Origin of the sequence: Synechococcus sp. BIOS-U3-1 (assembly GCF_014279975.1) — a bacterium.
Lineage (GTDB): Bacteria > Cyanobacteriota > Cyanobacteriia > PCC-6307 > Cyanobiaceae > Synechococcus_C.
Window position 1 is genome coordinate 2,607,110 of sequence record NZ_CP047936.1, and the last position, 18,594, is coordinate 2,625,703.

Here is an 18,594-nt window from a genome sequence, read left to right on the forward strand (position 1 = left end):
TCAGGCCCCCATGGCGCTGTAGCGCCGAACACCGGCTCGCCAGAGCAACAACACCAGCGGCAGCAGCAGCAACACCCAGGCCAGCTGTGCACCAAAGCCTGCAGCCAAATCCACCGGATCGCCCGACAACACCCGAGCTGGAAAATCAATCAGATAGGGAAACGGTGTCCAGCGCACCCAGTTCTGCACAGCAGGCGGGAAAGCCGTGAGTGGAGCCAGCAGTCCGGAGAAAAACAGAAAAGGTAAAAACAGCAACCGCTCCAGCGCCGTGGCCTTCTCACTCCAGAAACACAGCGATGCAATCAGGCTCTGCAGCAAAAAGGCAATGGCAAAGGCCATCCAGGTGGCGATCCAGGCCAGCAAAAATCCTCCCAGCGATGGAATCCAAAAGGCTTGCGGCTGAATCAGAAAAAACAGACCGGCGATACCGGCAGCGAAGGGCAGCCTGGTGAGCTGCTCACCCAGATGCGAGGCCACGTAGCGCCAGAGAGGATGCAACGGTTGAAGCAGATAGGGCGACAACCTTCCCAGCAGTGCATCTTCCTCGAAGGCGTAGACCATCCAGACCACCGAAAACTGACGCACCAGAAAAGCGCTGAGGAAATAACGGTCCAGAGCCACCCCGTCTAATCCCAGTTGAGCTCGCGCGTCACTGCCACTCCAGAGGCTGAGCATGATGAACGGCAGCACTCCAGACAAGGCCCAGAGCGCGATCTCAGCGCGATACTCGAGCATGTGCGCGTACTGACTGCCCAACAGGGCGCGCACAATTCGACGATTGAGCCCGAAGATGCGCATCAGAGGCTTCCCTGGCGAAACAACTCGCCGATCAACTGATCAATCGGAGGGTCATTCACCTCCAGATCGCGCACCTCAAAACGTTCCAGGATCTTTGCCAGAACCCTGGTGAGTGATGCCGGATCCACCCGTAGGTTGACCTCACAATTCTCAAGGCTGTCGAGCCGACCCAACCCGGTGAAGGCTTCTGCAGATGCAGGCTCTTTCAGCTCGAGCCGCACGTGGCGCTCTGGCGCCAGACGACTAGCAAGGCGATCCAGGGCGCCGTCGTGAAACAACTGCCCCTGATGAATCAGCAGCACCCGCGGGCATAGGGCCGTGATGTCGGCCATGTAATGACTCGTGAGTAAAACAGTGGCACCGGTGCGGCGGTTGTAATCGGCAAGAAACTGGCGCACCCGCATCTGAGCATTCACATCCAGCCCCAGGGTCGGTTCATCCAGAAACAGCACCTCGGGTTCGTGCAGCAAGGCAGCAAGCAACTCAGCCTTCATGCGCTGACCCAGCGACAACTTGCGCACCGGACGGGTGAGCTCTTCGCCCAGCTCCAGCAGGTCTGACAGATCGGCGATCCGTCTTTTGGCAACGCGATCCGGAATGCCATACACCGCCGCGTTGACGCGCAACGAATCCATTGGCGGCAGATCCCAGATGAGCTGTTGCTTCTGGCCCATCACCAGCGTGATCCGCCGCAGAAAATCAGGATGCCGTCGTTGGGGTTGATGACCAGCCACCAGCACCTGACCGGAACTGGGATAAATCAGCCCACAGAGCATTTTGAGCGTGGTCGTCTTGCCGGCTCCATTGGCACCGAGGAAACCCACCATCTCCCCGGGAGCGATCTCAAAGGACACATCCCGCACCGCGGACACATCGCGCTGTCGACGGCGCAGAAAATGCCGCAAGGTGCCAGCCAAGCCAGGCTGTTTATCAGCGACGCGGTACGTCTTGCTCAGCCTTTCGACCGTGATCAACGAAGAGTCCAGCGGTCATGGGCAGAGCTTGACGAAGGCTAGGAATCTGAACGGCGGAAGCGACTCAACTGAGATCCTCCAGACGCCTGCGGGCCAAATCAGCCTGTGACTCAGCCTCAGCCAAGTTGGCCTTGCATTCCGCCACTACTGCGGCCGGAGCCTTGTCAGCGAAATTGGGATTGGCCAGTCGACCGGACAAGCCCTTGATCTCCTTCTCGGCCTTGGCGATGTCCTTCTCCAAACGTGCCTTCAGGGCGTCGAGATCCACCAGGCCTTCAATCGGAAGCAACACCTGAAGCTCACCGCTGACGCCAGCCAGAGCCTTGGTCACCGGTGCGGCATCCGCCTCAGACGGCGTCATCACCTGAACCGTTTCAGCTCTGGTGAGCGCTGTGATGTCGGCCATCCCCTGCTGCAGCACCGCAACAAGATCGCCGCGGCCACTCACGAAACGCACCGGAACGGTCTGAGAGGGCTTGAGGCCTGCTACCGCGCGCAGATTGCGCACCACGCGGATCGCTGCGATCAACTCGGCGAATGAAGCCTCGAGATCATCATCCAGCGCTACCTGATCGACAGCCGGCCAGGCTTGTAGTGCCAAAAACGTTGTCTCAGGCTCGGCGGTGACGCTGTGCCACAACTCTTCAGTGAGATGCGGCATCAGCGGATTCAGCATCAGGTGCATCTGGCTGATCACCTTGGCCAGCACCTGCCTGGCAGTGCGCTGGTCAGCGAGAGCTTCTGAGCTGGCGTTGTCACCTGGATTCAGCCTGCGCTTGCTGAGCTCCAGATACCAGTCGCAAACGTCGTTCCAAGCGAACTCATACAACCCCTTGGCCGCTTCCCCCAGGCCATAGCGGTTGTAGCGATCGGCTGTTTCGCGATTCACCCTTGCCAGGCGCGACAGGATCCAGCGATCCGCCAACTGCAGAGCAGCAGAATCTGGATCTCCGAGCTGAGCCGGAGTTTCACCATCCAGATTCATCAACGCGAAGCGGGTGGCGTTCCACAGCTTGTTGGCGAAATTGCGCGCGGCTTCAACGGTGGCGGAGGTGTCCTTCTTGCGGTCGTAGTCCAGCCGGATGTCCTGACCGGCGCCAGCCACTTCCCTCACCAACGCGAAACGCAGAGCATCGGTGCCGTAACGCTCGATCAACAGCAGCGGATCGATGCCGTTGCCGGCGCTCTTGCTCATCTTGCGGTTCTGCTCATCCCTCACCAGACCATGGATGTAGACGTCCTTAAACGGCATCACATCCGTGAAAGCGCCGGCCATCATCGTCATCCGGGCCACCCAGAAGAAGATGATGTCGAAGCCTGTCACGAGGGTGCTGGTGGGATACCAGCGCTGTAGATCGGCACTGTTGGCGTCGGGCCATCCCAGGGTGGAGAAGGGCCAGAGGCCGCTCGAGAACCAGGTGTCGAGGACGTCCTCGTCCTGCTCAATCAGGGCAGCTGAACCGAACTTTTCCCTGGCCTTCTCCAGAGCCTCCGCTTCATTACGTGCCACCACATAAGGGGTGGTGTCGGTGTACTTGCCACCGGTCTCGCTGATCACGAACCAGGCCGGAATGCGATGTCCCCACCACAACTGACGGCTGATGCACCAGTCACGGATGTCCGTGAGCCAGTCGCGATACACCTTCTCCCAGCGCTCGGGAATGAAGCGCGGATCCTGCTTCTCCAGCGCTTCACGACAACGGGCTGCCAACGGCTCTGTCTTCACGAACCACTGCGTGGAGAGCAAGGGCTCCACAGGGACCTTGCCACGGTCGGAATGAGGAACACTGTGGCGATAGTCCTCCACCTTCACCAGCAAACCAAGGTCTTCGAGACCAGCCACCACCGCTTTACGCGCCTCAAAGCGATCCAGCCCCTTGAACTGCCCCGCCTCCTGATTCATGGTGCCGTTCTTGCGCATCACCGTGATCTGGGGCAGACCGTGGCGCTGGCCGATGGCGAAGTCATTGGGGTCATGGGCCGGCGTCACCTTGACGCAACCGGTGCCGAACTCCTTCTCCACATGATCGTCAGCCACGATCGGAATCTCACGCCCCACAAAGGGGAGCGTGAGGGTTTGTCCTACGAGATGGGCATAACGGTCGTCGCTGGGATTCACCGCGACCGCCGTGTCTCCAAGCATCGTCTCGGGTCGGGTGGTAGCCACCTCCAGATAACCGTCACCGCTGGTGAGGGGATAGCGGAAATGCCAGAGATAACCATCCACCTCCTTCATTTCCACCTCAAGGTCACTGACCGCCGAGCCGGAGGCAGGACACCAATTCACCAAATACTCGCCCCGATAGATCAGACCCTGCTCGTGCAGACGGACAAAAGCTTCTTTAACGGCCTCGCTCAGACCTTCATCAAGGGTGAACCGCTGCCGACCCCAATCAACGGAATAGCCGAGCCTGCGCAGCTGATCGACGATGCGGCCGCCGCTTTCGGCCTTCCACTGCCAAGCCCGCTCCAGAAATGCCTCGCGGCCAAGATCGTGACGGGTCTTGCCCTCCTCCTTGAGCTGCTTCTCAAGGATCGTCTGCACGGCGATCGAGGCATGGTCAGTGCCAGGGAGGCAGAGCACATTTTTTCCCGCCAGGCGCTGGTAGCGCACGATCGTGTCGATCAGGGCCGTATTGAAGGCGTGGCCCATGTGCAGGCTGCCAGTGACGTTCGGAGGGGGGATCACCACCGAAAACGGATCCCCAGGCGCCTTGGGGTCGGGATGAAAAGCAGCTTGGTCCTCCCAGGCCTGCTGCCAGCGGGCCTCGGTGCCCACTGGGTCATAGGTCTTGGCCAGCTCGGACACGGGACGCGCGCAACAACAGCGATCCATGCTCGCAAAACAGCGGTCTGAACAACGCGCAGCCGCAACATCAACAACCGGGTCCAGCTAGCAAGCCCGCTAGCCATCGAAAGAGCAGTGGCGAGACAGCCACGATTTTCAAGATCAGAATGGTTCCGTCAATCACCTTTCAATCGTGCGTGCTCCGCTGGCAGCGAGCGTTTTGCTCTCCACCCTGCTGCTCAGCGTCAGCGGGTGCAGTCGCCTCGGTAATCAGCTGCCGGTGATGCTTTACCTGGCGATGGTGATCGACCAGGACAGCGCGATCGACACTGCCACACAGACCGACTTCCGCCAGCGGATTCAACTGATCATCAGCGATTTCCGCAAGATCAAGCCCAACGTGGAAGTGCAAGTCGCGCTGTACAACCGCGCCAATCTCAGCCAGGAACTCCAGCGCCGCAATGCCTCAGGTCTGGGACCTGATCTGGTGGTCACGGATGCCACTCAGGCCAATCAGTTGCTGCGCGACGGGCTCACTGACGAAATTCCTGTTATGGCATTTCAACGCCAACAAACAGATAAAGCCCTGTGGGAGCGGGTGAAGCTCGACGATGGGCGCATCACGGCTCAGCCGATCGTGATCTACCCACAGATCGCCTGCTTCAACCGCGAGATCGTTCAGAACCCTCCCACCAACCTGCAGAAGCTGCTTCAACAGGGCGCATCCGGGACCCGCATTGGGTTGGCGGTGAACTTCTCGGAAGTGCTCTGGACCGCAGGCAGCCTGGGAGCCATGCAAAGCCTGGCCCGCGCCAACGATGACCAGAACCTGAGTGCAGAGGACAACGAAATGCTGGTGGCATGGCTGGCCTGGTTGCAACAGGCCAGTGCCCAGCAGAACATCTCCTTTTTCCAAGACCAGGGGGATCTGGAAACCCTGCTCAACGATGGTGAGCTCGACTGGGTGAGCTGCAACTCCAACAGCCTGCTACGACTCAGAAAACTGATGGGCGACAACCTCGGGGTTTCTCCTCTGCCCAGAGGCTCTGCAGGAACCTCCAGCCCCGTGAATGCCCTGAGGGTGCTGGCACTCGGAGCCAACTCAAGCCCACGCCAACGTGAAGTGGCCGTGAGCCTGGCCCAGTTCATCACCAACCCGATGGTGCAAAGGAATCTGTCGCTGCGCTCCCTCGCTTTCCTGCCGGTGAACCCCGCCGTGGCCGTGCCAGTGCGGAGTTCCCAAACACTGGCCACATTGGTGCAGTCCAGAGAGAATTCGCTGCTGCATGAATCAGCCCTGGCAGGGCTGGCTCACCATCGCAACCTCGATCGTGATGGGGCACAAGTGCTGGTTCCATTGGTATTTGGAGCCTCAAACCCACAATCCAGCCTTGATGCCCTGCTTAAAGCTCTGGGGAGTGAATCATGAGCCAACTGCTCTGGGAAATCCTTGGCTGGCTTGGATATCTGCAGCGAAGTGCTGTCGTCGCCCAAGTGCTGCTGATCGCTGGACTCAGCGTGGGATGGCGGCTGATCAACCCGCAACGCCGGCTTGAAAACCTCTACCCAGCACTGCGATTGCTGGTGGCGCCCATCGCCATGTTGTTGATCGCCTGGCTGATCGAGCTTCCAGGCGGAACAACTGGGCTGGTCAGCTATGCCGGCCTCTGTTGGCTGGGCTGGAATCTGCTCAACCTTTTGAACCGGCTGCTGCAGCTACTGCTTCCTGCCTCCAGCATTCATCAACTTGAAAGTCGTCTGCTCAGACCGCTGTTCCTGGTTCTGGTGGGCCTGAATCTGATCAGCAAGTTCGACAATCCAGCTGATCTCGGCGTGATCAAGCTGGGCAGCCTCTTCGGCGAGATCCTCACCGTGAACAATCTGGTCATCGCCATGGTGGTGACCTATTTGCTGCTCGTGGGCACCAAGCTTCCAGCCGCTGGGGTGGCCTGGGTGCTGCAGAAGCTCCTCGGCTGCAGTAACAGCAGCCGAAAGGCTCTTGAACTGATCATCCGCTACGTGGTCGTTGGCATCGGCTTCACAGCCGTGGGGTTTCACATCGGTCTGAACTCCACGGCTCTGGTCGCCATCGCAGGTGGACTCTCCGTAGGCCTTGGTTTCGGCATCAAGGAAGTGTTCTCCAACTTCATCAGCGGCATCTGGCTGCTGTTTGAGGGGTCAGTACGTCCGGGAGAGATCTTGATGGTGGATGGAGATCCTTGCGAAGTGCGCAAGCTGGGCCTGCGCGCCACCCTGCTCTGGCGAGATCGAGACAACGCGGAACTGCTGATTCCCAATCAGATGTTTTTCACCGCGCAAGCCACCAGTTACACCGCCACCGACCGAATGCGGCGCAGTGAGATCCGTGTTGGCGCCGCCTATCGCCATGATCCCCAGGTTGTGCTGAAGCTCCTTGAGCAAACAGCTCTGGAAGTGCCCAGAGTGCTGAATGATCCAGCGCCGAGGGCGCTGCAGGTGCACTACGGCGACTCCGCCATCGAATACTCACTGCGCTACTGGATCTCCGACCCCATGAGCAACATCGGCATTGTGAGTGAGGTGAACCAAGCAATCTGGACAGCGTTCAAACGGGAGGGGATTGAAATTCCTTTCCCACAACAGGTCAACACCGTTAGTGAGATTCCAGCGTTCAGGAGCGAGCCAAGCGCCGGAGATAGCCCTCCTGGGTCCCCGCATTGATCCAGCCTGTGGCGATGGTTTTGCTGTGCTTCTGCGTCACCCTGCCGCGGTGGATGTGACTGGGACCAGCAGGAAAAATCAGCAGTTTCCCCCGCACCGCCTCCTCGTGATGCCGCTGCCAATGAAACTCCGTTCCGGCCTCAGCCACGGAGTCGCAGTAGAGAATCCAGGCCAGGACGCGATGAACAGGCTCCGTGGCCTCATCGCTGATGGTCCAGTCGCAATGCCACTGACGAAATCCCTCACCGGGCGCGTAGCGCTGCAGATTGAAGATCGGCAACACGAAGAGAGCCTGCTCAGGACAAACCTCACGGAACAGGGGCCGTTCGGCCAAGTAGCGATCCAAACCCGCAGTGACGCCACGGACAATCACCTCCGAGATGGCACAGGACTCAGGATCCTCGCGATCGATGGCCACCAGGCTGATATCGGTGCTCAGCTTCGACGGCTGCTGATCTCCGGCAGGACCGAAGGCGATGCCAGGACGGTGTAAGTCGGTGCGACGATCAAAGAACGCCATCACCGCATCAGCTACGGCTTCGTAGCCGGCATTGCCGTAGTGACCGATCAGGCTGATGTCGTTTTGCTCTGACATCAGCCCTTCCAGGGAATCGTCACCACAGCCTCCAGCTGCTGCCAGCGACTGCGATCCGCAACAACCCGACCAGTCAGTCCCACCCGGTCTAGAGCTGCCGAGAGTCGATCAGCGTCAAGCACGGCAGGGTCCTGGGGAGCCTGCGACAACAGCAAGACCTGCTGTTCAGCTGGATCCGCAAGCACCTGAAGTTCCAGATCCGCAAGCTCTCGCTCAAAGAAGGTTCGACGCAGACGCGAGGTGATGCGTTCACCAAGGGCAGAGGCGAAATGCTCAAGGGTGTCGCGTTCTCCGGACAAGCCGCAATTGAGCGAAAGCCAGATCATCAACTTGGCCCAGCTATCAACAGTCCAGAGCGGCTGAAAACTCTCGCGGTGCTGGCGAATCAGTTCCAGCAGGGCAAAGTCCACAAGCGTGCCCTGCAACTGTTCGGCATCCGGACGACTCATGCTGACCCTCACTTGAAGACATCCTCTCCCCCGGGGGTCAGACTGGTGCTGCGCATCTACGCCTGACCATGACCCTGGATCTCAACGATCCCGAACTCGAGTTCTCGGATCTGGTTTATGCCTATCAGAGCTGGGTGATGGCCATCATCAATGACGAAAAGCTCGAGGGAGAGGAAACCCTTCTCACTGACGAGATCGCTGAAGATGCTCTGAACTCAATGCGTTTCCTGCCTGGTGAGGTAACCAGCGCGATCGAAACCTCGTTAGCGCGGGTCTACGACGTGGATGCGGACGAGCTGGCCAACTTGCTCTTCCCCGAAGACTGAGCGAACCCGCGAAACTGAACGAGCACTGACATCGCCGCATGGGCTGGACCATCGACGACATCCCTGACCTGCGAGGACGGATCGCTCTCGTTACGGGGGCCAATAGTGGTCTCGGCCTCGAGACCACGCGGGCCTTGCTTCGGTCAGGAGCAACTGTGTTGATGGCCTGTCGCAGCAGGCGCAAAGGAGAGGCGGCACGCGCCGAACTGCTGGAGCTGGGGTCTTCTGGCGTCGACCTGCTCGACCTGGACTTAGCTGATCTTGACAACGTCGATGCCTGCTGCCGAGAAGTGCAATCGCGCTACGAGCGATTGGATCTTCTGATCAACAACGCCGGACTGATGGCGCCTCCCCGTCTGCTGAGCCAACAGGGCCATGAAATGCAGTTCGCTGTGAATCACCTTGGCCACTTCGCGCTGACCCAGGCCCTTCTGCCTCTGATGGAGGGCCGTGAGCAGGCGCGAGTTGTCACCGTCACCTCAGGAGCGCAATATTTCGGCAAGATCGCTTGGGACGACCTGAGCAGTGAACAGAACTACGACCGCTGGAAGGCTTACGGCCAGAGCAAGTTGGCCAACGTGATGTTTGCAGTGGAATTGAATCAGCGTCTCGAGCAGTCGGGAAGCACCGTGAGATCGCTGGCAGCCCATCCAGGCCTGGCGAAAACGAATCTTCAACCACTATCCGTGGCATCCAGTGGTGCCTGGCAGGAAGCCCTGGCTTACCGATTGATGGATCCCCTGTTCCAGAGCGCAGCCGAGGGGGCACTGCCGCAGCTATTGGCGGCAACATCCCCATCCGCAAAAGGTGGGGAGCATTACGGTCCCAGTCAGTTTGGAGGACTGCGTGGTGCTCCCAAACAGCAGCCTGTGGCTCGCGCCGCTCGCAACCAGGACCAGAGATCCCGTCTTTGGGCAATCAGTGCCGAACTGATCCAAACCAGAAGCGCAGCGGTATGAGCTAGGAATTCAACATGGAGCAGCCAGGATCCACAGGGACGCAACGGCAGCAATTACTGCTGGAAGAATTGCATAAGAGTCAGTCCGAAATGACCGGCCAGCAGCTCCATCGGTGTCTGGAGGGGCAACCAGGTGCCATGGGACTTGCAACGGTTTATCGCAATCTGCGCAAACTCCATCAACAGGGCAAGGTGCGCTGCCGGCATCTGCCGACAGGTGAAGCGCTCTATGCACCCGTGGATCGAGATGAGCACCATCTCACCTGCGTGAGCTGCGGCAGCACTCAGATCTTGCAGCTCTGCCCGATTCATGAATTGAAAGTGAAGGCTCCAGAAACGGAGAACTTCAAGCTGATCTTTCACACGCTGGAATTCTTTGGGCTCTGCAACAGATGCCATACCAAGGACTGAATCCCACCAATTCCAAATCAAACAAGCCTTAGCCCTGGTGATCCTTTTCAACAGGGTGTGATCAGACTGCTGAACATGCCAAACCGCAATCGGATCACCCAAGAAGCTCCAGTGAAGTCGGGAGGAGAGGGTTGGTTGGTCAATGGTGCACAAAAGCTGCTGGTGCAGTTCAAACCCGACACACCATCAGCCCAGGAGCAGTGGGTCTCCGTCAGAACCTACGGATGGGTGCCACCACATCCCCCCGAGCCTCAGTCACGACGACGAATGCTCAGGCAAAACGCCATCGAAGCTTGGGAGATGATGATCAAGACGGGTTGGCGACGCTGCTCACCGCCAGTCCACTAGAGAGTCGCAGATGTGACTCTCCACAGGAAACATGACTCTCCAGTGACTCTCCACAGGCCCAAGCCTTAGCGAGGCATTGGCATCGGGGGCGCTGCTGATGGCTCAACACGATCAAGCGCAGTGTCCGTAGGCAGTCTGGAGGCGGTGGCTTGAGAAGCAGTCACAAGCCAGACCACCACAGCCAGCACGCTGACCCCTGCAAGAACCCCAAACGCTCGAAGCAGATGGTGCGTGATGTCGTCGGGATGCCGCTGAGGAGAGCTCGATGCCATCAAGACTGTGCGGATGGTTCAGTTCTGGCCAACCCAGATCACCTGGGCAAGCAAATGCGCACTTATTTCCTGAATTGCTGAAGCGTTTGCAGACCGCTCAGAACCAGGGCTAGAGCGAATGGATGCCATCCATCTCTATGACAAGCAGCACTGACCATTCCGAATCCCTGCTGGAGGATGTCGTCGCAGAGGAAATTGCCCTCCAGATTGACCACATCGCTGAGTCGCTGCAACGCGAAGGGTGGCCGATGCCGCTAGTGAAACGTTTCATGCACCGTGCAGTCGAAAACCTGCCTGGGTAACGGGCGGGAAAGTGTCCCGCACTTGGGACAGCCAACGATGAATTTGCTGCGGCGGAACCCATCTGGAAAGGTCCTGAAACCGAACCTGCATGGTCGGCTGTCCTCTCTTCCAGGGAGTTAACAGCAGGCGTAGACCGAACAGGTCCCACTCGGAGACATCCATGACAGCCACAACACTTCAGGCACCCACTGGACTGGTGACTCATGATCTTGAAGGTCACGACAACGTCTACGCCAAGGAGCCACGTATGGAACTTGCAGGACCTGACGCAGGCTGGGGATTCCACGAACGGGCGGAGAAGTTGAACGGTCGCCTAGCCATGCTCGGGGTTATGGCTGCGATCGCAACAGAGTTGATCAGTGGCGAAGGGCTCCTCCACACCATTGGTCTTTAAAGGGGATCCATGCCAGATGTCGATCCTCTACAGATGTCTGGCTGATCAATCGTGAGGCGCAATCCCTCGATACACAGACGTCAATGATTTGACTGCCCCATAGCGCAAGTCCCCCAAGTCGTCATTTGAATAGGATCACCATCTTCGGGAAAGCCGATTAAGTAGACACAGGAGTGTTCATCCTGGGGGACAAGCTTCGTAAGGATCAGGACTTCACCAGGCTTTTCAAGCCAACTTACAAGTTTGATTTTGTCATTGACTGCATTCACGACGTAAAAGGCCGGCTTGGACTCGGTATTTCCGGACAACTCAGTGCGAAAGGTCACGGCCGAGTTTGCTGGGTCCAGATTGAAAATATGATCCGGATCCAAACTGCATCGCAGTTCGTTGGACTGGCCTAAAACTGGAGCAGACAACATCAATGCCAAAATTGGCAAAATAAGCGTGAAGTCGGTCTTCATCCTTGTCAGTCAGATTTACAAGTCTGCACTAATCATTTTTACATCTACAGACAATTCACGAAGACCCTCTTCACGAAAAGACCCTTGCATTAGCCAGATGCATCGCAACGCTCGTGATAGTCGAGAAACTCCCTCACTTGTAGGTCTGGCATATTCATGATCTTTGTCATGAGATCCTGCCTATAGCTGTATAAGCCTTTGCAGCCTTTCAGTGGTTCGAGCAACAGCTCAAGCAAATGGGCTTTGGCACTTGTTCCAGACATTGATTGTCTCATTCAAATTATCCTGTTGATGACAAGGGGTTATCGGATAAGGGATCAGCACAACGAGAGCGCGCTGCTTTGTCCTCAAGCGATATTGCGAGGCTCTCAGCTACGACGCGGTGGCTTCCAACTCAAACAATTCTCATCAGCGGTCAGCGCTGCAAGGCACAAAGATGGCCGAAGGGTAGCTTTCGCTCGGTCCACGATGACCCGCGCCCGGCGACAGTGACAGCGTGAATAGGGGAAAATGTCATTTGCTTAGCCTGAGTTGGGGAGGTCATGCCTCCGAGAATTCCAGCATCGTTGAAACAAGCTGAATTCACATCACCCGAAAGTGTGATCGAACAGGCCATTGAATCCCCCAATCGAGGGGTGAATCGCTAACTAAAATTCTGCATTTTATTGAGGTGGGAACATAATGAATAACGGATCTTGACCGCCGATCTCACCATGCGCATCGCCATCAGTGGATCCCACTCTCTCGGCAAAAGCACCTTGGTCTGGGATTGGGTGAAACGGCATCCCCAATACACACGTGAAGAAGAGCCGTTTCGCGCCCTCGATAGCGAAATGTATGACATCCGATTTCGGCAGGAAAGCAACCGCCTTCACAACGGCATACAGATGTATTACAACGCTAGTCGCGTGAATCTTTATTCCTCAATCAACGACTGCGTGATATTCGACCGTGCTCCGGTGGATTACATCGCATACTCGCAATACACAGCTGACAAGGAAGCAACAGATATTGATGATGCATTTGTGGCAGCAATGGTGCCAAGAGTCAGGGAAACTCTGCAACGGCTTGACCTCTTGGTCTTTATTCCCATGACGGATCGCTGGCCAGTGGAGCTGGAGGATGACGGCATCAGACCTGTCGATCTTCCCTACCGAGCAGAGGTGGATGCGCTCTTTAAACAGATCTACCGAGATGAACGCTTCTCAGTCATACCGGAAATGAATCGGCCGAAGCTGATTGAGCTCTGGGGCTCCCGTGGCCAAAGGCTAGAGCGACTCCAGCAAGCAGCCGCGTCATGCATACCCTGATCGCTTGGGCAAAAGCATGGGGGCCCTGCAACTGAGCATTGCGAGACATGTGTCCCCTGCTTGACAGACACAACAACACATTTCGGAGATGGTGGGTTCAACCGCGATGGATCCAATGTCCAGAAGCAGTTGGCTGAAAAGCCCAACACGATGCTCAGCCGCCTCCACTTGGCAGACATCTCCTCCGCAGTCATCAGAGGAACCAAAGCAACAGGTCGAGATGATCTTGTCGATACCTTCACCTCTCGCCGAGGGGGCAAACAATCTGTCGTGCAAGCCTGTCTCTTAGACCTCTCCTGCAACCCTTAGGCAAGCTCAACAATCAACCGAAGAGGAGCGGTTGATCGGCAACGTTGACCAACCCGACGCTGCAATCCGCATTACGCCGCCGGGTTTGTCGAGACGCACGTGGGCCTTTCATTTCCCCGCGGCGCAATGTTGGCAATTGAATGGGCGCTTCTGTGGCTGCCGATTACTGAACTGGCCACCGTTATGTCCAGCGAGGCAAGGTCCTAAAACCGAACATTCTGAGGCGGCTGTCCCAGCTTCCTAGCGGCGTCGAGCGGTCATAGACCGATTGGGTCCCATTCGGAGACACCAATGACTACTGCAACACTTCTGGCTGATGAGCGGTACTGGCAGAGCCTTGCCGCAGCTCAGATGCGCCGAGAGCGCCTGGCTAAGGCTGAACGCCTGAATGGACGTCTGGCCATGCTCGGCTTCATTGCACTGATCACCAGTGAAACCTTGCTCCACCAAGGGCTGCTGGTGGCGCTGCGTCTCTGATCCGGTTCGATTAAGACTTAGGCCAGATCCACAGGAATTCCGATTCTTTATCGCTGAATCGGACGCCATCCAAAGCTGCAGTACCGAAGTTGAGTCATGGTTGGTCATCGCTGGCCGACTGGACAGCGCAGAAATCTCAAGTTGAATGACTACGACACGGATCCTCAATTTGCGCCCCCTTGAGAAAGGGGCGTTTTTTGTGGAGACCCGGTCAGGCCTCTGAACAGCTGAGCGCCTTGTTGAATGCACTCACGAGTAAGGTCAACATCCTTAATCGAGATGGCAATGCTGCAAAGCCTGTTTTCAGTCGTCCTTGCAGCTGTCATGTGGGTGCAGGTTCCCCAATGGCAAGCCGATTGGTCGCAATGCTCCGTGGACGTTCCTGACGTTGATTGTCATTGGTATGTCGTCGCTCCAGACAACACCTTTGGAGAAGGCTTCAGTTGGGAAAACTCACCATGGTTCAGCGCTGAAGGACTGCTTGATGTTGCAGAGCTGAAAAACACCATGGACACAATCCAGCAGCCAGAATCTGGCTTAGCTCCTGCCTAAGCCACTCCCGAAGTGGACACCGTCTCCCCGATTCAGCGAGCAAAGCCCGATTTCAAATGAGCTCGCTGATTGAAGGGAGATAAATCACACAGCCCAACGACCCCAGTGAGTGGGTGCATAGGCGAAAGATGGCCTCATGCGGTGGCGTCGGTACCCGACAACTCCAACGGGGGAGAGTTGGTGTGTGCGTTGAACCAACTGCTCGTTGTCAGCGGCCTGTTGAGGACCCTGCTCAATCAACAGCGTTTTTGAATGGGTCACAGCAGCAATGCCCAGCGAGAGGGTGAGGAGATAGAGGAAAGCGGACTTCATCGACATGGCTTGTGGGAGTGAATGATTGGGGGTGGCCCCCTCGACTCCTTCAAGATCACAGCCCTTCTGGTGAACCCCACTGCACAGCTCTGGTGCGGTCTCGAAGCAGTTCTGGTGAAAGGCTGGTGAAACCATGAAACCAATCGACCCAACTGGCCTGTTGGAGATCAGGTGGATTCACCATGCAGCTTATTTGCGCCTCCTAAGGCCTTGATCAACTCGCTGCAACCAATCTCGTAATGGCGCTCGTCTCCAAAACGCATTGTTCTGAAGCTGATCAAAAATCATGCATCCCAGCGATTACACCTGAAGAATTCATAAATGAAAAAAATATTGAATCGGAACAACCTTGAATTCTTACAATACAACAAAAAGTCTCAGCCGTAAAACAATACTGGGAGTGATCTAGCTATTTATTACTCATCCAGTCGCAACGCGAAGCCGATTCCACGAATTGTCTGAATAATGCGCTCAGGCTTTACATCTTCAAGCTTTTTACGCAGATAGCGCACATAGACATCAACAACATTCTCATCTCCAAAATAGTCGTCTCCCCACACATTCTGAATGAGCTGAGAACGGCTCATGGCTTGACGCGGATTACGGATGAAACATTCCAAGAGGTCAAATTCTCTTACAGTTAGGTTTAACGGAACACCTGAGTAATCACAACGCCGCTCTGGGCCATTAAGCCGAAGATCACCGAAGCTGAGCTTATCGGGACTGACTGCAGTGCTGCGCCTTAGCAAGGCCTTCACTCTGGCAAGCACCTCACGGATATTGAACGGCTTGGCAATGAAATCATCGGCACCAGCTTCCAAAGCAGCGACGCGATCATCCATTTCATCGCGTGCGGTGATCATGATCACAGGCAAGCGATTACCAGTATCCCTCAGCCTGCGGCACACATCCAGCCCAGTAATGATGGGCATATTCCAATCCAGCAACGCAATTGCGGGATTCGACTCCCGAATCTGCGCCAAAGCTTTTGCCCCATCACCGCAAGCAATCGTATGAAATCCTTCGGCTTGCAGCTCCATTTCCAGAAGCATCAGGATGTTGGCCTCATCATCAGCGATGAGAATTACATCGTCCGCTTTCATCTTTAGCGTCCCTTTGGTCCTATTCTGATGGCCATTGAGACCAAGAAGTCTTTTAATTTAATAAAGAGATGTAATCGGCCATGCTCGTGTTGCTACATTAACTGTTGAATTTTAATGCGTTAGCAAAACTAATAAGTGAAATCGTGGCTTAGCCTTATTTTTGCATGCACTTGCTTACTTGGCTGCTATCGCAGTCAAACCAATTCCGATGAACACAATATTGATCCGTTAAATTCTTCAGCTGATATACGCATTACAGAAGAGCCATATTATGCGCAAGACATTATGAATAAGAAAATGAAAGTTTTTACTTCATACCTTGAAAAAAGCACAGGGCTGAAAGTCAAATACGTGCCTGCGATTAATTATGTCCACGCTCGTCAGCTTCTATTGTCTGGGAAAGTAGATCTTTTGTGGGCAGGCTCTTTGGGTACCTCAAAGGTTTTAGCTGCCAATGAAAATGCAATGCCAATTGCAGCTGAAGTGAAATCATTCATCAATGTTCTACTTGTTGACAGAACACTCATCAAAGAAGTACAGGCCGAACTTAGAAGTGACAATCCGCTTCAAGTATTAAAAAGTAGAAGTGTTGTTTTTGGCTCAAATAACTCAGGCTCATCTTTCCTTACTCCACTGATAGAGATGAAAGCCCAAGGTGTTGATTTAAATGATTTAAAAGGATGCGTACATGAACCAAAGCATGGACATCGAGCCATGTTCATTGGTGATAGCGATCAACAAGACTTTGCTTTTGTGCCTGGCTCGGAGGCAGATCCCTTGAAATACGTTCCAGAACAGGCTCGTTCTGAGGTGCTTGTGGGCTGGGTAAGTGAGATTAAGCGAAACTACTATATTATTGCGTCGCCTGAGTTTTTAGCACCATCAGAAACTAATAAGGTGCAAAAGGTTCAAAATGCGCTTCTTGCTCTCAATCAAGAATCGACTGCAAATGCTGCAGTTCTGGACGCTCTTGGTGGTGTCACTGGTTTTGAACTACCAAAAAGCAGGAGTGATTTAGAATACCTCAATGAAATTACAGAGTTTGCCTCTTTGCTGGGTGACAAGACTCGCTGCAAAAAGAACGGAAAGCAAGAAAGCAATGATATTTCAGAATGACTTCAGGTGTTCACCGAGTTTTCACCAGAAAATCACCAGAAATAGACCCACTACATCAGATAATCTGATAGCAAAGCGGGGTTGAGAGCATTGCAAGCATCGAATCGTGATCCCCAATCATCAACTGCTTCTGCAGGAAGCTGGTCGATTGCTCGAAGATTCTTTCTTACGTCTTTTATTTTAATTGTTGCTCAATCTGGTTTGAGCTTGGCAATATCCGGAAAGATTTGGAAAGACTTTACATCACTCTACCTAGATTCTGTTCTCTCACGCCAAGTTTTGAAGCCCTTGAATCTTGTTGATAATCAATTAGATTTACTCACAGCCCAAGAGGCTATGGAATGCTGTACGAAGGAAGATTATAAGAACTTTTTATCTGGAATCGCCTTGGCTGATGGTAAAGCAGTGATGATTTCTGGTAGTGCAGGCCTTGTTCCAGGCAACGGTGCTGGTCACTACACACCCCAACAGCTGAGTAATTTTGCAAAGCATGCGACTAGTAATGTCAGTCGTTTCGCATTGGTTGATTACGGAACTGATCAGGCAGTAGCAGTAAAGTCTGTCAACTTATCTGGTGGCTCAGAAACTGGGGCTTTAATTTATATTAGGCCAATCTATAGCATGTCTTTGTTTATAACTTTAAGCCGCATACGCTTCCTGTCTGAGATCGTCCTAATGCTTTCTCTGGTGGTTTTACTTGCAATAGCTCTCACCTATATTCTCAGACCAATGCGATCAGTGCGTTCTCGTCTTTCAAATATTCAACTGGACAATCTTGATACTGCATTAATTCCGTTAAATGGTCAGCCTGTTGAGCTACGGCCCATTCTCACTGAGTTTAATCGCATGGTTCAACGATTAGAAACTTCTGCCCAAAATCAAAAGCAATTTGCTTCGACAATATCACATGAATTCAGAACACCACTGACTGTAATCTCCGGATTTATTCAGTCAGTTTTAAACCGCGCAGGAGATCTAGATTCGCGCTATCGCGAGTCTTTACTGATTGCCGACAAAGAAGCTTTTAGGCTCAATAGAATGCTAAGTGATTTATTAGATCTTAGCCGTGCTGATAATCATCAATTCAAAGTCTTGCGTGAGCCTTTTGATTGCATTTTGAGCTGTCGCGAAGCACTGCGCCTTTCGCAATTTGCCTTTCCGAACAACATCATTAAATTAGACGACAGTCGATTTGAAGAATCGGTCTGGGCAATCGGTGATCCAGACCGTCTGGTCAAATGCCTTGAAAACCTGATTGGAAATGCAGTCAAATACTCAGAACCTAAGAGTCTGATAGAACTTGATATTGTTTTAGAAGACCAGCTCGTTCTTTTCAGTGTTCAGGACCACGGTCAGGGAATTCCGGATGATCAACACGCACGAATCTTTGAACGCTTCGTGCGTGCGGATGGGGTCAGCTTGCGCCGTGGAGAAACCAGCTCAGGGTTAGGCTTATCCATCGTTAAAATGTTAATGGAAGGCATGGGTGGCAGTGTGAGTGTGCAATCAGAAGTTGGGGTTGGCAGTCGTTTCATTCTTACTTTGCAGCGTTCATCGAGCCCAAGTAAGTGAATAAATAACAACATTCTCTCAGCACACTTTTAGGCAAATTATGCAGTGATGCTGCTTTTAATCTGT

The 18,594-nt window shown here is 54.6% G+C and carries 23 protein-coding genes; 13 read left to right on the forward strand and 10 right to left on the reverse strand.

The window, feature by feature from the left end:
- From SynBIOSU31_RS14055 to SynBIOSU31_RS14065, 3 genes are all read right to left on the reverse strand, one after another.
- Positions 1 to 798: an ABC transporter permease gene (locus SynBIOSU31_RS14055; protein WP_186491017.1), complete on the reverse strand. Its 798-nt coding sequence runs from the start codon at positions 796 to 798 to the stop codon at positions 1 to 3.
- Positions 798 to 1,772, reverse strand: a complete 975-nt coding sequence (locus SynBIOSU31_RS14060) for an ABC transporter ATP-binding protein (protein ID WP_186491018.1) — start codon at positions 1,770 to 1,772, stop codon at positions 798 to 800. Before SynBIOSU31_RS14060 ends, SynBIOSU31_RS14055 begins: the two co-directional genes overlap by 1 nt.
- A 64-nt stretch (positions 1,773 to 1,836) precedes the next feature.
- Positions 1,837 to 4,581 carry a valine--tRNA ligase gene (locus tag SynBIOSU31_RS14065; RefSeq protein WP_186491026.1) on the reverse strand — a complete coding sequence of 915 codons (2,745 nt, stop codon included), beginning with the start codon at positions 4,579 to 4,581 and terminating at the stop codon, positions 1,837 to 1,839.
- A 172-nt stretch (positions 4,582 to 4,753) separates the two neighbouring features.
- On the opposite strand from SynBIOSU31_RS14065, the gene SynBIOSU31_RS14070 reads away from it, so the two are divergent.
- Entirely contained in the window at positions 4,754 to 5,989 is a 1,236-nt protein-coding gene (locus tag SynBIOSU31_RS14070; RefSeq protein WP_255477274.1) for an extracellular solute-binding protein, read from the forward strand.
- Positions 5,986 to 7,260, forward strand: a complete 1,275-nt coding sequence (locus SynBIOSU31_RS14075) for a mechanosensitive ion channel family protein (protein WP_186491027.1) — start codon at positions 5,986 to 5,988, stop codon at positions 7,258 to 7,260. The genes SynBIOSU31_RS14070 and SynBIOSU31_RS14075 overlap by 4 nt, the downstream gene beginning before the upstream one ends.
- On the opposite strand, the gene SynBIOSU31_RS14080 is transcribed toward SynBIOSU31_RS14075, so the two are convergent.
- Positions 7,211 to 7,837: a 2OG-Fe(II) oxygenase gene (locus SynBIOSU31_RS14080; RefSeq protein WP_186493139.1), complete on the reverse strand. Its 627-nt coding sequence runs from the start codon at positions 7,835 to 7,837 to the stop codon at positions 7,211 to 7,213. The two genes, SynBIOSU31_RS14075 and SynBIOSU31_RS14080, sit on opposite strands and share 50 nt — an antisense overlap.
- 17 nt (positions 7,838 to 7,854) lie before the next feature.
- Complete coding sequence (locus SynBIOSU31_RS14085; protein ID WP_186491028.1) at positions 7,855 to 8,304, reverse strand: protein phosphatase; 450 nt, start codon at positions 8,302 to 8,304, stop codon at positions 7,855 to 7,857.
- A 68-nt stretch (positions 8,305 to 8,372) separates the two neighbouring features.
- Here SynBIOSU31_RS14085 and SynBIOSU31_RS14090 point away from each other — a divergent pair, with 68 nt between their 5' ends.
- The 4 genes from SynBIOSU31_RS14090 (at position 8,373) to SynBIOSU31_RS14105 (ending at position 10,347) form a co-directional block, all read left to right on the forward strand.
- Complete coding sequence (locus SynBIOSU31_RS14090) at positions 8,373 to 8,630, forward strand: hypothetical protein (RefSeq protein ID WP_186491030.1); 258 nt, start codon at positions 8,373 to 8,375, stop codon at positions 8,628 to 8,630.
- Between the two features lie 38 nt (positions 8,631 to 8,668).
- Complete coding sequence (locus tag SynBIOSU31_RS14095; RefSeq protein ID WP_186491032.1) at positions 8,669 to 9,589, forward strand: oxidoreductase; 921 nt, start codon at positions 8,669 to 8,671, stop codon at positions 9,587 to 9,589.
- Positions 9,590 to 9,603: 14 nt separating this feature from the next.
- Positions 9,604 to 9,999 (forward strand): Fur family transcriptional regulator, encoded by a 396-nt coding sequence (locus tag SynBIOSU31_RS14100; RefSeq protein ID WP_186491033.1) that lies wholly within the window; start codon positions 9,604 to 9,606, stop codon positions 9,997 to 9,999.
- 75 nt (positions 10,000 to 10,074) lie between these two features.
- Positions 10,075 to 10,347, forward strand: coding sequence for a DUF1651 domain-containing protein (locus SynBIOSU31_RS14105; RefSeq protein WP_186491034.1), 273 nt, complete (start codon positions 10,075 to 10,077; stop codon positions 10,345 to 10,347).
- Between the two features lie 65 nt (positions 10,348 to 10,412).
- Here SynBIOSU31_RS14105 and SynBIOSU31_RS14110 read toward each other — a convergent pair whose 3' ends face one another.
- On the reverse strand, positions 10,413 to 10,619 hold the full coding sequence (locus SynBIOSU31_RS14110; RefSeq protein WP_186491036.1) for a hypothetical protein: 207 nt from the start codon (positions 10,617 to 10,619) through the stop codon (positions 10,413 to 10,415).
- A gap of 137 nt (positions 10,620 to 10,756) precedes the next feature.
- Here SynBIOSU31_RS14110 and SynBIOSU31_RS14115 point away from each other — a divergent pair, with 137 nt between their 5' ends.
- Together SynBIOSU31_RS14115 and SynBIOSU31_RS14120 are read left to right on the forward strand one after the other, a co-directional pair.
- The gene (locus SynBIOSU31_RS14115; RefSeq protein WP_186491038.1) at positions 10,757 to 10,921 is read left to right on the forward strand and encodes a hypothetical protein; all 165 of its coding nucleotides are present in this window, start codon (positions 10,757 to 10,759) and stop codon (positions 10,919 to 10,921) included.
- A gap of 161 nt (positions 10,922 to 11,082) precedes the next feature.
- A complete protein-coding gene (locus SynBIOSU31_RS14120; RefSeq protein WP_186491039.1) occupies positions 11,083 to 11,316 on the forward strand; it encodes a chlorophyll a/b-binding protein in 234 nt (77 codons plus the stop codon).
- 80 nt (positions 11,317 to 11,396) lie between these two features.
- Here SynBIOSU31_RS14120 and SynBIOSU31_RS14125 read toward each other — a convergent pair whose 3' ends face one another.
- Positions 11,397 to 11,777 (reverse strand): hypothetical protein, encoded by a 381-nt coding sequence (locus SynBIOSU31_RS14125; RefSeq protein ID WP_186491041.1) that lies wholly within the window; start codon positions 11,775 to 11,777, stop codon positions 11,397 to 11,399.
- Positions 11,778 to 12,472: 695 nt separating this feature from the next.
- On the opposite strand from SynBIOSU31_RS14125, the gene SynBIOSU31_RS14130 reads away from it, so the two are divergent.
- From SynBIOSU31_RS14130 to SynBIOSU31_RS14140, 3 genes are all read left to right on the forward strand, one after another.
- On the forward strand, positions 12,473 to 13,087 hold the full coding sequence (locus SynBIOSU31_RS14130) for an AAA family ATPase (RefSeq protein ID WP_255477275.1): 615 nt from the start codon (positions 12,473 to 12,475) through the stop codon (positions 13,085 to 13,087).
- 600 nt (positions 13,088 to 13,687) lie between these two features.
- Positions 13,688 to 13,873, forward strand: a complete 186-nt coding sequence (locus SynBIOSU31_RS14135) for a chlorophyll a/b-binding protein (protein ID WP_186491043.1) — start codon at positions 13,688 to 13,690, stop codon at positions 13,871 to 13,873.
- 285 nt (positions 13,874 to 14,158) lie between these two features.
- Positions 14,159 to 14,425, forward strand: a complete 267-nt coding sequence (locus SynBIOSU31_RS14140) for a hypothetical protein (protein WP_186493143.1) — start codon at positions 14,159 to 14,161, stop codon at positions 14,423 to 14,425.
- An 84-nt stretch (positions 14,426 to 14,509) separates the two neighbouring features.
- Here the strand turns inward: SynBIOSU31_RS14140 and SynBIOSU31_RS14145 are convergent, their stop codons facing one another.
- From SynBIOSU31_RS14145 to SynBIOSU31_RS14150, 3 genes are all read right to left on the reverse strand, one after another.
- A complete protein-coding gene (locus SynBIOSU31_RS14145) occupies positions 14,510 to 14,743 on the reverse strand; it encodes a hypothetical protein (RefSeq protein ID WP_186491045.1) in 234 nt (77 codons plus the stop codon).
- 49 nt (positions 14,744 to 14,792) lie between these two features.
- Positions 14,793 to 14,921: a hypothetical protein gene (locus SynBIOSU31_RS14860; protein ID WP_255477276.1), complete on the reverse strand. Its 129-nt coding sequence runs from the start codon at positions 14,919 to 14,921 to the stop codon at positions 14,793 to 14,795.
- Between the two features lie 232 nt (positions 14,922 to 15,153).
- Positions 15,154 to 15,840, reverse strand: coding sequence for a response regulator transcription factor (locus SynBIOSU31_RS14150; RefSeq protein WP_186491046.1), 687 nt, complete (start codon positions 15,838 to 15,840; stop codon positions 15,154 to 15,156).
- A gap of 135 nt (positions 15,841 to 15,975) precedes the next feature.
- Here SynBIOSU31_RS14150 and SynBIOSU31_RS14155 point away from each other — a divergent pair, with 135 nt between their 5' ends.
- Positions 15,976 to 16,956, forward strand: a complete 981-nt coding sequence (locus SynBIOSU31_RS14155) for a PhnD/SsuA/transferrin family substrate-binding protein (protein WP_186491047.1) — start codon at positions 15,976 to 15,978, stop codon at positions 16,954 to 16,956.
- Between the two features lie 90 nt (positions 16,957 to 17,046).
- The gene (locus SynBIOSU31_RS14160; protein ID WP_186491048.1) at positions 17,047 to 18,528 is read left to right on the forward strand and encodes a sensor histidine kinase; all 1,482 of its coding nucleotides are present in this window, start codon (positions 17,047 to 17,049) and stop codon (positions 18,526 to 18,528) included.
- Positions 18,529 to 18,594: the final 66 nt, after the last annotated feature.

Coding starts and splice junctions, on each gene's coding strand:
- SynBIOSU31_RS14055 (WP_186491017.1), bottom strand. CDS start 798: ATGCGCATCTTCGGGCTCAATCGTCGAATTGTGCGCGCCCTGTTGGGC.
- SynBIOSU31_RS14075 (WP_186491027.1), top strand. CDS start 5,986: ATGAGCCAACTGCTCTGGGAAATCCTTGGCTGGCTTGGATATCTGCAG.
- SynBIOSU31_RS14085 (WP_186491028.1), bottom strand. CDS start 8,304: ATGAGTCGTCCGGATGCCGAACAGTTGCAGGGCACGCTTGTGGACTTT.
- SynBIOSU31_RS14090 (WP_186491030.1), top strand. CDS start 8,373: ATGACCCTGGATCTCAACGATCCCGAACTCGAGTTCTCGGATCTGGTT.
- SynBIOSU31_RS14095 (WP_186491032.1), top strand. CDS start 8,669: ATGGGCTGGACCATCGACGACATCCCTGACCTGCGAGGACGGATCGCT.
- SynBIOSU31_RS14100 (WP_186491033.1), top strand. CDS start 9,604: ATGGAGCAGCCAGGATCCACAGGGACGCAACGGCAGCAATTACTGCTG.
- SynBIOSU31_RS14105 (WP_186491034.1), top strand. CDS start 10,075: ATGCCAAACCGCAATCGGATCACCCAAGAAGCTCCAGTGAAGTCGGGA.
- SynBIOSU31_RS14110 (WP_186491036.1), bottom strand. CDS start 10,619: ATGGCATCGAGCTCTCCTCAGCGGCATCCCGACGACATCACGCACCAT.
- SynBIOSU31_RS14115 (WP_186491038.1), top strand. CDS start 10,757: ATGACAAGCAGCACTGACCATTCCGAATCCCTGCTGGAGGATGTCGTC.
- SynBIOSU31_RS14120 (WP_186491039.1), top strand. CDS start 11,083: ATGACAGCCACAACACTTCAGGCACCCACTGGACTGGTGACTCATGAT.
- SynBIOSU31_RS14125 (WP_186491041.1), bottom strand. CDS start 11,777: ATGAAGACCGACTTCACGCTTATTTTGCCAATTTTGGCATTGATGTTG.
- SynBIOSU31_RS14135 (WP_186491043.1), top strand. CDS start 13,688: ATGACTACTGCAACACTTCTGGCTGATGAGCGGTACTGGCAGAGCCTT.
- SynBIOSU31_RS14140 (WP_186493143.1), top strand. CDS start 14,159: ATGCTGCAAAGCCTGTTTTCAGTCGTCCTTGCAGCTGTCATGTGGGTG.
- SynBIOSU31_RS14145 (WP_186491045.1), bottom strand. CDS start 14,743: ATGTCGATGAAGTCCGCTTTCCTCTATCTCCTCACCCTCTCGCTGGGC.
- SynBIOSU31_RS14860 (WP_255477276.1), bottom strand. CDS start 14,921: ATGGTGAATCCACCTGATCTCCAACAGGCCAGTTGGGTCGATTGGTTT.
- SynBIOSU31_RS14150 (WP_186491046.1), bottom strand. CDS start 15,840: ATGAAAGCGGACGATGTAATTCTCATCGCTGATGATGAGGCCAACATC.